Source organism: Streptomyces sp. NPDC001530, assembly GCF_042894545.1.
GTDB lineage: Bacteria > Actinomycetota > Actinomycetes > Streptomycetales > Streptomycetaceae > Streptomyces.
In genome coordinates, this window is the sequence record NZ_JBIAVS010000001.1 from 311,758 (window position 1) to 324,691 (window position 12,934).

At 71.0% G+C, this 12,934-nt stretch carries 10 protein-coding genes; 5 read left to right on the top strand and 5 right to left on the bottom strand.

Annotated features, from left to right (window positions below):
* Positions 1 to 5: 5 nt before the first annotated feature.
* Together ACFY0T_RS01490 and lysX are read right to left on the bottom strand one after the other, a co-directional pair.
* The gene (locus ACFY0T_RS01490) at positions 6 to 851 is read right to left on the bottom strand and encodes a polysaccharide deacetylase family protein (protein WP_388863694.1); all 846 of its coding nucleotides are present in this window, start codon (positions 849 to 851) and stop codon (positions 6 to 8) included.
* A gap of 81 nt (positions 852 to 932) precedes the next feature.
* Positions 933 to 4,211 (bottom strand): bifunctional lysylphosphatidylglycerol synthetase/lysine--tRNA ligase LysX, encoded by a 3,279-nt coding sequence (gene lysX, locus ACFY0T_RS01495; protein WP_388863696.1) that lies wholly within the window; start codon positions 4,209 to 4,211, stop codon positions 933 to 935.
* 99 nt (positions 4,212 to 4,310) lie between these two features.
* Here lysX and ACFY0T_RS01500 point away from each other — a divergent pair, with 99 nt between their 5' ends.
* Complete coding sequence (locus ACFY0T_RS01500) at positions 4,311 to 4,775, top strand: universal stress protein (protein ID WP_388863698.1); 465 nt, start codon at positions 4,311 to 4,313, stop codon at positions 4,773 to 4,775.
* A gap of 191 nt (positions 4,776 to 4,966) precedes the next feature.
* A complete protein-coding gene (locus ACFY0T_RS01505) occupies positions 4,967 to 6,397 on the top strand; it encodes an amino acid permease (protein WP_388863700.1) in 1,431 nt (476 codons plus the stop codon).
* On the opposite strand, the gene ACFY0T_RS01510 is transcribed toward ACFY0T_RS01505, so the two are convergent.
* On the bottom strand, positions 6,384 to 7,547 hold the full coding sequence (locus ACFY0T_RS01510) for a CapA family protein (RefSeq protein WP_388863702.1): 1,164 nt from the start codon (positions 7,545 to 7,547) through the stop codon (positions 6,384 to 6,386). The two genes, ACFY0T_RS01505 and ACFY0T_RS01510, sit on opposite strands and share 14 nt — an antisense overlap.
* A 267-nt stretch (positions 7,548 to 7,814) precedes the next feature.
* Here ACFY0T_RS01510 and ACFY0T_RS01515 point away from each other — a divergent pair, with 267 nt between their 5' ends.
* The 3 genes from ACFY0T_RS01515 to ACFY0T_RS01525 all read left to right on the top strand — a co-directional run bounded on the left by ACFY0T_RS01515 (position 7,815) and on the right by ACFY0T_RS01525 (position 9,855).
* Complete coding sequence (locus ACFY0T_RS01515; protein WP_388863704.1) at positions 7,815 to 8,363, top strand: sigma-70 family RNA polymerase sigma factor; 549 nt, start codon at positions 7,815 to 7,817, stop codon at positions 8,361 to 8,363.
* Positions 8,364 to 8,499: 136 nt separating this feature from the next.
* Positions 8,500 to 9,015 carry a hypothetical protein gene (locus tag ACFY0T_RS01520; protein WP_388863706.1) on the top strand — a complete coding sequence of 172 codons (516 nt, stop codon included), beginning with the start codon at positions 8,500 to 8,502 and terminating at the stop codon, positions 9,013 to 9,015.
* Between the two features lie 189 nt (positions 9,016 to 9,204).
* Positions 9,205 to 9,855: a zf-HC2 domain-containing protein gene (locus ACFY0T_RS01525; protein WP_388863708.1), complete on the top strand. Its 651-nt coding sequence runs from the start codon at positions 9,205 to 9,207 to the stop codon at positions 9,853 to 9,855.
* A 7-nt stretch (positions 9,856 to 9,862) separates the two neighbouring features.
* On the opposite strand, the gene ACFY0T_RS01530 is transcribed toward ACFY0T_RS01525, so the two are convergent.
* Both ACFY0T_RS01530 and ACFY0T_RS01535 read right to left on the bottom strand, forming a co-directional pair.
* Positions 9,863 to 10,723, bottom strand: coding sequence for an Fpg/Nei family DNA glycosylase (locus ACFY0T_RS01530; RefSeq protein WP_388863710.1), 861 nt, complete (start codon positions 10,721 to 10,723; stop codon positions 9,863 to 9,865).
* Between the two features lie 68 nt (positions 10,724 to 10,791).
* Positions 10,792 to 12,867: a SpoIIE family protein phosphatase gene (locus ACFY0T_RS01535; RefSeq protein ID WP_388863712.1), complete on the bottom strand. Its 2,076-nt coding sequence runs from the start codon at positions 12,865 to 12,867 to the stop codon at positions 10,792 to 10,794.
* Between the last annotated feature and the right edge of the window lie 67 nt (positions 12,868 to 12,934).

Below are 12,934 nucleotides of genomic sequence, written 5' to 3' on the forward strand. Positions count from 1 at the left end.
GGAGGCTACGCGAATCGCCGGCGTGGCACGGTGATGTGGTAGCCGGAATCCAGCAGGTGTGGCAGATAGTCGCGCAGCGCCCGGACGCTCTGCGAGCGGTCGCCGCCCGCGTCGTGCGAGAGGATCACGACACCCGGGGCGGCGCCACTCTCGACCCGGTCGACGATGGTGCCGGTGCCCGGGGTCGTCCAGTCGAGTGTGTCGACCGTCCAGGCCATGGGTTCCATGCCCAGTTCGGCGCCGATCTGGAAGGTGGCCCGGTTCCAGGCCCCGTACGGTGCGCGGAACCAGACGGGCGGCTCGCCGTAGGCGTCGTCGATGACCTCGCAGGTGCGCTCGATCTCGGAGTGGATCGCGGAGCGCGAGAGCTGGGTCAGCAGCGGGTGGGTCCAGGTGTGGTTGCCGACGACGTGTCCGTCGTCGGCCATCTCGCTCAGCAGGTCCTTGTTGTCGGCGGCCATCTCCCCGCACACGAAGAACATCGCGCGCACGTCGTACTCGCGCAGGGTGCGCAGGATGTCCGGCGTGTAGTGCGGGTCGGGGCCGTCGTCGAAGGTCAGCACCATGCGGTGGCCGCGACCGGACACGCGCAGGAACGGCTCGTGCCGGACGACGGTCCGCGCGGGCCTGCTGCGCGGGGGGCCGTATCCGGCCATCGGCTGGAGGCGGTAGGCGGAGGGCTTGAGGGCGCGGCGCACCTGCGGGCCCGAGACCGGCGGGGTGCCCCGCACCGGCTGGGTGGCCGGTTCGCCGGTCAGGACGCGGGCTGTGCCCGCCGCCCCGGCCGCCCCCAGGACGGCGGCGCCGGCGATCAACGCCCGGCGCCGGGTGAGCAGCTGATCCTTTTTCATGACTCATCAGTCACCCAATGGAGGGGCGGCGCAGCTGGGCAACACCGGTACGGACCCACGAAAGCACCCGATGGGACCACTTCAGCGGCGGCGCACCAGGGGGAACGGCAATGTCTCACGGATCGTCAGCCCGGTGAGGAACATGACCAGCCGGTCGACGCCGATTCCGAGCCCTCCGGTGGGCGGCATGGCGTACTCCAGCGCGTCGAGGAAGTCCTCGTCCAGTTCCATCGCCTCGGGGTCTCCCCCGGCGGCGAGCAGCGACTGTGCGGTCAGCCGTCGGCGCTGTTCGACCGGGTCGGTCAACTCCGAGTAAGCGGTGCCCAGTTCGGTGCCGAAGGCGACGAGGTCCCAGCGCTCGGCGAGCCGCGGGTCGGCGCGGTGCTGGCGGGTCAGCGGTGAGACGTCGGTCGGGAAGTCCTTGTAGAACGTGGGCAGCTGGGTCCTCTCCTCGACCAGCCGTTCGTACATCTCCAGGACGACGTCGCCGCGTCCGTCGTCCGCCGTGTACGGCACGCCCGCGCGGTCGCACAGCCCGTGCAGCGCTTCCAGCGGCGTGTCGGCGTCGACGTGCTCCCCCAGGGCCTCGCAGATCGCGCCGTACACCGTCTTGACGGGCCAGGGTCCGGAGATGTCGTACTCGGTGCCGTCCTTGCGGGCGACGGGGGCGCCGAAGGCGGCGGTCGCGGCGCCCTGGATCAGTTCACGGGTCAGGTCGAGCATCACGTCGTAGTCGGCGAAGGCCTGGTAGGCCTCGAGCATCGTGAACTCGGGGTTGTGCTTGTAGGAGACGCCCTCGTTGCGGAAGGTGCGGCCCATCTCGAAGACCTTCTCCAGACCGCCGACGCACAGCCGCTTGAGGTAGAGCTCGGGGGCGATGCGCAGATAGAGGTTCAGGTCGTAGGCGTTGATGTGGGTGGTGAAGGGGCGGGCGTTGGCGCCACCGTGGATCTGCTGGAGCATCGGGGTCTCGACCTCCAGAAAGCCGCGGTCCAGGAGGCCTTGGCGCAGGGCCTGTACGGCGGTGGAGCGGGCCCGTACGACGTCGCGGGCGGCGGGGCTGGATACCAGGTCGACAGAGCGGCGGCGGACTTTCATCTCGGGGTCGGCGAGGCCCCGGCGTTTGTCGGGCAGCGGGCGCAGGCATTTGCCGGTGAGCTGCCAGGCGGTGACGAAGACGGTGCGCTCGCCCTTGTCGCTGACGCCCGCGAGACCGTCGGCGATGAGGTGGTCGCCGATGTCGATGTCCGCCCGGAATCGGTCGAGCGCGGGTCCGGATTCCTCGCGGGTGAGGGCGAGTTGGAGGTCGCCGGACCAGTCGCGCAGCACGGCGAAGAGGATGCCGCCGAAGTCGCGGACGAGGATGACGCGCCCCGCGACGGTCACGTGGTCGCCCTCGCGGACCTCGGCGAGGGCGTGGGTGCGCGGGGGGATGCCCACCGGGTACGGGTCGGTGCCGTCGGCGCGGAGCCGGTCGAGTTTGCGGTGCCGGATGCGGACCTGCTCAGGCAGACCGGCGGTCGGGTCGACGGCCCCGGCCTCCTCCCTTGCGTCGAGGCCGAGGGCCGACAGCGACGGCAGGCCCTCGGTACTGGCGGGTTTGGGTCCGCTCTTCGCGTGACCCTTGCCCCAGAGCTTGCGCAGCGAGGGGACGGAGACGAAGCCCTCGGCGATGCCGGACGCGAGGCCGATGCGGGCGAGGGAGCCGGTCTCGCCGTAGCAGATGAAGCGCGGGAACCACTCGGGGTGGTACTTGGCGTTGGACCGGTACAGGGCCTCCAACTGCCACCACCGGGAGAAGAACAGCAGCAGCCGGCGCCAGAGCCTGAGCACCGGCCCGGCGCCGATGCGCGCGCCTTCCTCGAAGACCGAGCGGAACACCGCGAAGTTGAGCGAGATGCGCCGTACGCCGAACTTCCCGGCGACCGCGCACAGCTCCGCGACCATGAACTCCATGACCCCGTTGGGGGCGCTGCGGTCACGGCGCATCAGGTCCAGCGAGATGCCGTCCTGGCCCCAGGGCACGAAGGAGAGCAGGGCGAGGAGCTTGCCGTCGGCGCCCATCGCCTGGACCAGGAGGCAGTCGCCGTCCTCGGGATCGCCCAGCCGGTCGAGGGCCATCGAGAAGCCGCGCTCGGTCTCGGTGTCGCGCCAGGCGTCTGCTCGGGCGACGATCTCCTCCATCTCCTCGTCGGTGAGGGTGGCGTGGCGGCGTACGCGGCAGGTGGCGCCGATGCGCCTGACACGGTGGACGGCCTGGCGGGTGACGCGCATGTCGCGGCCGTCCAGGTCGAAGCCGGCGACATACAGGATCGCCTCGTCGCCGAGTTGGAGCGCGCCGAGCCCGGAGCGCGCGAACGCCTTCGCGCCGTCCTCCGAGGCGCCCATCACGGCGGGCGCCCAGGCGTGGCGGCGGGCCACGTCCAGCCAGGCGCCGATGGCGTGCGGCCAGGCTTCCCGGTCGCCGACCGGATCGCCGCTGGCGAGGCAGACACCGGCCTCGACGCGGTAGGTGACGGCGGCCTTGCCGCTGGGCGAGAAGACGACGGCCTTGTCGCGGCGGGTGGCGAAGTAGCCGAGGGAGTCGTCGGCGCCGTACGCCTGGAGCAGGGCGCGGATGCGGGGCTCCTCGTCGCCGTGCAGGGCCGCCTCCATGCGCTGGGAGCGGAAGAGCGTGGCGGCGGCGTTGAGCAGGGCGAGGGCGCCGAACAGGCCGAGGACGAAGGACAGGGCACGCGGCGGGCGCCCGTCGAAGGAGCGCCCGGAGACCAGGCCGCCGCAGACCCGGTTGGCCGCCCACAGCAGCCGCTGGCCGGGCGGCAGCGTGCCCGGGAACAGCTCGACCAGGCCCCAGCCGACCAGAATCGCCACGCCGAGCCCGGCGAGCAGCACGGCCAGGGACCGCCAGACGGCGCCGCGCCGGTGGGCCGCGTAGAACTCCTTGCGGGCCACGATCAGCAGCACCAGCGCGAGTGCGCAGACGATGAGGGACGGGACCGACTCGGCGTACAGCCCCAGTGCGACGCCGAGGATGTCGCCGAGGACGAGGACACCGAGGTAGACGACGACCAGCCACCAGGCGACCTTCTTGCGGGCGGCGGTCGCAGCGGCGAGCAGGAAGAGGAAGACGGCGTACGCGAGGTTGGCGCTGACGGGGACGGTCAGCAGGTCCAGGAAGCGCACGACGGGGCGCAGCAGCCGCCGCAGGGGCTCGATGAAGGCCAGCAGGGCGCAGAGCAGTCCGAGAGCGCCGAAGAAGGCCGCGAAGCCCTCGGGCACCTTGCTGAGGAAGCCGCCCCGGGACGGCCGTATCGGGCCGGTGACGTCCTTCGGTGCGCGGGCCTCCACGGTGGCACTCATGGTTTCGACTGTAGGAAGAGCGGCGCGTGTCCGCCCGTCGAGCGGTTCCCCTCTCCCCCACGGGGGGCCGGACCTGCGGTTTCCGATAGCCTCACAGACGTGACGGAACAGCAGCACTCGCACGGGTTCGAGCGGGGCACGGACGGTCCCAAGGTCATCGTCGTCGGGGTGGACGGCTCCGACTCCTCGCTGCGCGCCGCGGCATATGCCGGCGGCCTGGCCCGGCGGCAGCACGCGCTGCTCGCTGTCGTGTACGTCCAGCCGGTGATGGCGGCGGGGGCGGCGCTCGGGGTGCCGGTCGCCGAGACGACTGACGAGATCGCCGAGGACCTCGTCGCGCAGATCCGGGAAGCGGCCGAGCGGGTCAAGGGGATATTCGATCTGCGCTGGGAGTTCCACACCTTCCGCGGCGACCCCTACAACGGTCTGGTGAAGGCCGCGGACGAGCTCAAGGCCGACGCCGTGGTGGTCGGCGCCTCCGAGCAGGCGGGACACCGGATCATCGGGTCGGTGGCGGTCCGGCTGGTGAAGGCGGGGCGCTGGCCGGTCACGGTCGTGCCCTAGGGGCAGAAGCCCCCTGGCCCGGCCGCTCAGGGTCGCGAGCCCTGCCGCTCGGGATCGCGCCGTCACCCCGCCCGTCCCTGTCGTGCCGTAGCCCGGCCGCCCGGAGTGTGCGCGCCGTCTTCCGTCGCCACCGCCTCTGCGCCATCATGATCCGCCGTCAGCCGATTACCGTCTGCGAAGAGGTGAGGCTCATGGCCGGGCTCCGAATGGGCGAAGGCATTCTCCGCCGCAAACCCATCGAACACATCGAAGAGACGGAGATCGCCGAGGGCACGAGACTCGACCGATCGCTCGGCCTGTGGCAACTGACCGCGATCGGTGTCGGCGGCATCATCGGCGCGGGCATCTTCACGCTGGCCGGGACGGTCGCGAACGGCACGGCCGGGCCCGCGGTCGTCGTGTCGTTCCTCATCGCGGGCGTCGCGAGCGCCGCGGCCGCGCTGTCGTACGCGGAGTTCGCCGGCCTCATCCCGAAGGCCGGCTCGGCCTACACCTACGGCTACGCGGTGCTCGGCGAGTTCGCGGGCTGGTTCATCGGCTGGGACCTGCTCCTGGAGTACACGGCGATCGTGGCGGTGGTCGCCATCGGCATCTCCGGGTACTTCGGCTTCCTGATCGGCGAGATGGGCGCCGACCTGCCGAACTGGATGCTGGGTGCGCCCGGCACCGGCGACGGCCACCGGGTCGACCTGTTCGCCGCGGTGCTGTGCCTGCTCATCGCCTGGCTGCTGAACCTGGGCATCAAGAGCGCGGCCCGCTTCGAGACGGTCGTCGTCGTCCTGAAGGTGCTGGTCGTACTGCTCGTCATCGGTGTCGGTGTCTTCCACATCAACACCGACAACTACACCCCCTTCTTCCCCTTCGGGATCAGTGGGGCGTTCACGGGCGCGGCGACCGTCTTCTTCGCGGTCTTCGGGTACGACGCCATGTCGACGGCGGCCGAGGAGTCGAAGGACGCCCAGCGCCACATGCCCAAGGCGATCCTCTACTCCCTGGCGATCTCGATGGTGCTGTACGTGGCCGCCTGTCTGGTCCTGACGGGCATGCAGGACTACAAGGACATCGACAAGGAGAGCGGGTTCTCGACGGCGTTCAAGTCGGTGGGCCTGAGCGGTCTCGCGGATGTCATCGCGGTGGGAGCGATCATCGGCATCCTCACGGTCATGTTCACGTTCATGCTGGGCGTCACCCGCGTCTGGTTCAGCATGAGCCGGGACGGGCTCCTCCCCAAGTGGTTCGCGAAGACGCACCCGACGCGCCACGTACCGACGCGTGTGACGTGGATCGTCGGGTTCGCGTCGGCCGCCGTCGCCGGGTTCCTGCCGATCGGCGAGGCGGCCGAACTCACCAACATCGGGATCCTGTTGGCGTTCGCCGTGGTGTGCGTGGCGGTGATCGTGCTGCGCTACCGGCAGCCGGACCTGCCGCGTACCTTCCGCACCCCGTGGATGCCGTTCGTACCCGCCCTGGGCGTGGTCTTCTCCATCTGGCTGATCACGTTCCTGCAGTGGCAGACGTGGGTGCGGTTCGCGGTGTGGTTCGTGATCGGTTGCGCCATCTACTTCGGGTACGCGTACAAGCACTCGCAGCTGGCGAAGGACACCACGGCTACTTCCCCATGACGAGCCCGTCCTTGGCCGCGCCCCGGCTGAAGACGACGTTCCGGATCTGGTCGCGTGCGCCGACGACGTCGGCCCCTTGGTCGAGGGCGACGTTGAGATTGACGACCCGGCCGGCGTCGAGGTCGAAGGCCTGCGGAATGAACTCGGCCTTCGTCACCTGCCAGCGCCCGCCCTGGTGCGCGGGCGGGGCGAAGGTGAACCGTCCGACGGTGCTCTCGTTGCCGCGCAGGTCCCGGACGCCCTGCTGGTTGAACATCTCGCCGGCGATCTGGTCGCCCATGCCGTAGACGACCCAGGTGCCGTTGACCTTCTCGTACGCCTGCGGGACATGCGCGTGGGTGCCGAGGATCAGGTCGATGTCGGGCCGCCCGTTCGTCAGGGAGGCGGTCAGCTGCTTGCTCAGCCGCAGCTGCTGCTCGTTCGGCTTGTCCTGCCATTCGGTGCCCCAGTGCAGGGATACGACGACAACATCGGCGCCCGCCTTCCGGGCGGCGCGGGCGTCCGCGACGATCCGGTCGGGGTCGATCAGGTTGACGGCCCAGGGCTGCCCCTGCGGAAGCGGGATCCCGTTCGTGTCGTAGGTGTACGCGAGATGCGCGACCTGGGCGGCGCCGACGCGCATCAGGCTGACGCCGTTCGCCTCGTCCACCGTGCGCGCCGCTCCCGCGTGCCGCACGCCGCCGCGGTCGAGGGCGTCGAGGGTGCGCTGAATGCCGAAGGCGCCGTCGTCCAGGGCGTGGTTCGAGGCGGTGGAGCAGGCGTCGTAGCCGGTCGCGGCGAGTCCATCGGCGACCTGGGGCGGGGACTTGAAGGCCGGGGAGCCAGTGTAGTCGCCGACCTCGCCGAACACGGTCTCCATGTGGCAGATCGCCAGGTCGGCTCCGGACACCAGGGGCTGGACCCCCGCGAACATCGGCCGGAAGTCGTATCCGTAGCCGCCCGCGTCGTACTTCGCCCGCTCGATGATCGAGCTGTTCGGCAGCACGTCGCCGGAGGCGACGAGGGTGAAGCCGTGGGCGGCGGAAGGAGCGGGGGCGGCGGGCTGTCCGCTGGGCCGGGACGGCCCCGGCCGGTCCTGGGCCTGGCAGGCGGCCGCCGCGATGAGTACGGCCGCGAGGGCGATGCTGGCCTGTCGCCTGCGTGTGATCATCAGCGGTCCCCAATGCGGTCTGATTTTCCCATTAATCAGGAGAAATCCACATACAAGGGGTGCCAAGAGTCAAGGCGCAACGACACCGTTAGCCCGTCCGGCGTGCGAGGACGAGCCCGTTAGGGCGAACGAGGACAGCCCCCGGCGACAGAGGACCCCACCCCGGCGGACCGTTCATCGCACCGTTCACCGACGGCTTCGACCGCCCACCGCAGACCCGCGCCGCGCCCCTGTCCCCGCGGAGCGGCACCCGCTGGCATACACGCCATGACGGCCGGAACCACCACCATGACGCACGGGACGACCGCCGAGCACGAGCTGGCCGCGCTGCAGCGCGAGCACGGCCGGCCCCTCTTCGCGCTGCTGCTGCGCCTGTCCGACGGCGACCGGCAGCGCGCCGAGGACCTGGTGCAGGAGACGTTCGTCCGCGCCTGGCAGCATCCCGAGGCGCTGCGCGCCGATGACTTCGACTCCGTACGCCCCTGGCTGCTCACCGTCGGTCGGCGGCTCGCGATCGACGCGCGGCGGGCCCGCCAGGCGCGCCCCGCGGAGGTCGGCGACGCGGTGCTGGAAAGCGCGCGCGTCTGTGCCGATCACGCCGAACGGTCCGCGGCGATGCTCGATGTACGGGAGGCTGTGAAGACACTCACTCCCGAGCACCGTGAAGTCCTGGTGCAGGTGTACTTCCAGGGGGCGAGTGTGGCGGAGGCCGCCGCGGCCCTCGGAATTCCGCCCGGTACCGTGAAGTCTCGCGCGTACTACGCGCTGCGCGCCCTGCGCCGGGTTCTTCCGGGATACGCGGCCGACCTGCGGTGAAACCGGAGGCCGAGTCAAACCTCCGTAAAGCGCCTTGCTGAGGACCATGGTTGAGCAATCAGCTTGCCTCATCCGTGTTCCGGACTGGGGGCCCGGGGTCGGGCGACGCGCACGCACCGGAGGAAGGCAGGAAGGGATGCTGCACAGAGGTCAAGAGAGCACGGACGGCACCGGCGGTGGGGAACTCACCGTCCCCATGGCGTGGTTGTACGCCGAGTACATCGCCGACGAGCTGCTGCGGACCGGCGACCTGATGCCGCCCACGTCCTTCGAGTTCCGCGCCGGGCGCGACGCCCTCGCGCTGACCATCTTCCTCTCCGACAGCGGCGGAGAACTCTCCGGGATCCGGGTCGTCACCCAGTTGGAGACCTGGCTTTCGCTGACGGCGTACGACCAGCCGTGGCAGGACTGGGTGCGCGAGCACATGGCGCGGCTCGCGGCCGAGGCCGCCGCATCCGGCGCTCCCGCTCCGGACCTGGAGCTGGCGGTGGCGGCCTGGCGCTGGCTGGAGGAGACCGAGCTGCTCGCCCCCGACCTGGACGCGGTGCCCGGTGGCGGACCGGTTCCGGGCGAGGACGACGGTCCGAAGGTGTGGACGCCGGCCTGGCGGCTGGGGCTGCCGCTGGGGCATCTGGCGATCCACCTGTTCTGACCGAAGGTCCGAACCACGCCTCCGAGCAATTTTCTTGTGCTCGCACCAATCCGCGAGCCCTCCCGCTCCGAATGTCTTGGCCGCTATTCCGACCGGGTCTTGAGTGATTCGACGGTCTGGTGCGTACCGGTGGGCAACAGCAACACCACCCCCACCCCGCACCATCGCCACGAGGATTCGGTATTCGGTATGAGGTCCCTGGAACGGCATCGTGACGTCGGCGCCTACGCGCTCGGCGTGCTGGACGAGGCGGAAGCCTTCCGCTTCGAGGACCACCTCATGGAGTGCCCTCGCTGCACGGCGCACGTGAGTGAGTTCCGGCCCGCCGCACGGCAGTTGATGCTGTACCGACGGGCCACGCCGCGCTCCGTGCACGCCTTCGCCGCCCCCGGGCCGCGGCTTCTCGACCGGCTGCTCGGTGAGGTGGCCACGCGGAACCGGGCCGGGCGCAGGCGCTGGCTGTACGCGGTGGCGGCCTCCGTGGTGTTCGCGGCGGGCGGGCCCGCGATCGCGATCGTCACCGCGGACGGCTCCGCGTCGACGCAGGTCGCCGCGACCGACGCCTCGACCGGCGTGTGGGCGCAGGTCACCACGCAGGACCGGGTCTGGGGCAGCGAGGTCGATGTGCAGGTCAAGGACGCGGGAGGCCCGCATGCCTGTCAGCTCGTCGCGGTCGGCAAGGACGGTTCCGAGCAGACGGTGACCAGCTGGATGGAGCCCCCGCACGACGGCGAGGCCACCAGCATGCAGGGCGGCGCCGCGTTGCAGCCCGACGAGATCAGCCGGTTCGAGGTCCGCACGATGGACGGCAAGCACCTGGTGACGCTCAAAGCGCGGTGATCCACGGCTACTTGAGCAAACGGGACATCCGGCGGTCCGCGAGTGGCTTCCCTCCCGTCTGGCAGGTCGGGCAGTACTGCAGCGCGGAGTCGCTGAAGGAGACCTCGCGGATGGTGTCGCCGCACACCGGGCAGGGCTCGCCCGCCCTGCCGTGCACCCGCAGTCCGCTCTTCTTCTCCGCCTTCAGTCGCCCGGCGGCCAGCCCGTGGGAGCGCTCGACGGCCTCGGTGAGCGTGGCGCGCAGCGCCTCGTACAGGCGTCGTGTCTCCTCGGGTGTCAGTGAGGAGGCGAGCTTGAACGGTGACATCTTGGCGGCGTGCAGGATCTCGTCGCTGTACGCGTTCCCCACGCCCGCGATCAGGCTCTGGTCGCGCAGAGCGCCCTTCAGGTGGCGCCGCTCGCCCTCCAGCAGCTGGGCGAACCGCACCTCGTCGAAGTCGTCGGCGAGCGGGTCGGGGCCGAGGCGGGCGACGCCGGGGATCTCCGCCGGGTCCCGTACGACGTACACGGCGAGCCGCTTCTGGGTGCCGGCCTCGGTGAGGTCGAAGCCCTCGCCGGTCGCGAGCGCGACGCGCAGCGCGAGGGGGCCCTTGCCGGGGCGGGGCGGTCCGTCGGGCAGCGTGTCCTTCCAGTGCAGCCAGCCCGCGCGGGCCAGGTGCGTCACGAAGTGCAGGCCGTCCGCCTCGATGTCGAGGAACTTGCCGTGCCGGTGCACGGCGGTGACCTCGCGCCCCTCGAAGGCGGTGACGGGCGGGTCGTACGTCTTCAGGACACTGATGGCGACGGGCAGCACGCGCACGACCTCACGGCCGACGAGATGGTCGGTCAGGAAGTCCTTGAGCGCCTCGACCTCGGGCAGTTCCGGCATAGGTCCAGAGTGCCACCCGGCACCGACAACACCACCCCCACCACCGACCACCCGCGGTGCACCGGTGGTCAGCCCCGGTCCGGGACGATGAACTCGCACCACACGCACTTGCCACCGCCGCGGGCCTCCACGCCCCAGACGTCGGTCAGCCGGTCGACGAGGAGGAGGCCGCGGCCCGAGACCCCGGACTCGCCGGCCTCGCGACGGCGCGGCAGGGCGCTGGAGGAGTCCTCGACCTCGGTGCGCAGCCTGCGGTCGGGGCCGGCCAGGACGCGCAGGGTGACGATGGCGGAGCCCTCGGTGTGCATCAGGGCGTTGGTGATCAGTTCGTCGGCGACGAGCTCGATCTCGTCGGCGCGCTCGCCGGCGCCCCAGGCACGGACCGCGGCACGGATCATGTGCCGGGCCTCGATGAGCGCCTCGGGGTCGCCGGGGCCGACGTGCTGCTGGAGCCGTCCGCCGGACCGCTGGTCGGTGAGGCCGCAGCGGCGCAGAAGCAGCAGCGCGACGTCGTCGTCGCCACCGCGCTCCTCGGCCACGTCGATGAGCCGGTCGGCGAGGTCGCGGACGTCGTCCGGGCCGGAGCGGATGAGCTGCTTGAGCGTGTGCATGCCGTCGTCGAGGTCGATGCCCGGCTGCTCGACGAGGCCGTCGGTGAACAACAGCAGGATCTGGTCGGGGTCGAGCTCGACGGTGTCGACCGGGTATTCGAGGCGGTCGAACTCGGCGGACAGACCGAGCGGCAGTCCCCCCTCGACAGCCAGTCGGCGGCAGCTTCCGTCGGTCTGCCGGATCAGCGGGTCGATGTGGCCCGCGCGCACGAGCTGGACCACTCCGGTGGACATGTCGGCTTCCGCGTAGAGGCAGGTCGCGAAGCGGTCGGTGTCGAGTTCGTCGAGGAAGACCGAGGCGCGGGCCATCACGGTGGCGGGGGTGTGGCCCTCGGCGGCGTAGGCGCGCAGCACGATGCGCAGCTGGCCCATGACGGCGGCGGCGTGCGTGTCGTGGCCCTGGACGTCACCGATGACGGCGCCGACCCGGCCGCCGGGCAACGGGATCACGTCGTACCAGTCGCCGCCGATGTCCCGGCCCAGGGAGGCGGAGCGGTAGCGGACGGCGATGTCGGCGCCGGGCACGCCGGGGATGGAGCGCGGCAGCATGGCCTGCTGGAGGCCCTGCGCGAGGTCCTTCTCCTGCTCGTAGAACATGGCCCGCTGGAGGCTCTGCGCGATGCTGCTGCCGAGCGCGACGAGGACGTTGCGCTCCTCCGCGGAGAAGCCGTACCGGTCGTTGTAGAGCAGGCCTATCGCGCCGATGGGCCTGGCCTGCACGATGAGCGGCAGATACGCGGCCGAGGTGATGTGCAGGTCGGTGATGTTCGGCCACAGCAGGGGGTACGACGCGGCGAACTCCTCCGGCGACTCGATGAAGTGCGGCGCGAGGGTCCGTACGACCTCGTTCATCGGGTATTGCGCGTCGAGGCGCGTGACCCGGGTGCCGGGTACGTAGCTGTCCTCGGGGCCCGCGGCGACCATGCGGATGCGGCCGGCCTCCACCAGGCCCATGACCAGGCTCGTCGCCCCGAGGTGGGTCAGGCCGTGGGTGTCCTCCAGGACGTCGATGACGTCCTGGACGGTGCGGGCGTGCGCGAGCGCCGCCGTGGTGATCTGCACGACGTTGGTCTGCTGGCGCCGGGCCTCGGCCTGGGCGGTCTGCTCGCGGCGCGCCGCGCTCTCGCTCAGCTCGTCGGTGGCGTCGCGGACGATGCCGATGATCCGGCGCGGTCTGCCGGTCTCGTCGCGGCGGATGCAGCCCTGGGTGTGGGTCCAGCGCAGGGATCCGTCGCGGCGGCGGATGCGGAAGTAGGCGCCGTAGTTCTCGCTGCCGTCCTTCATGGCCTGGGACACCACGGCGTCGAGTCGGTAGCCCTCCGGCCGGGGCACCCGCACGGCCAGGCTCTCGGGGTGACCGTCGTATTCGTCGCGACGCAGGTCGAAGATCTCGTGGGCCAGGGCGTCCATATGGAACAGACCGGTGTCCAGGTCCCAGTCGAAGCTGCCCATGCGGTTGAGCGCCAGAATCGGATCCGGGTGGGCGGGCCAGTCGTCCGGGAGTGACAGGGCACTCGCTCCCCGATCAACCATGGAGCTACCTTGCCAGGGTTTGCTCGATTATTCGACTTCTGGGGAGCCCGTCTCCGGGCTCCCCGCC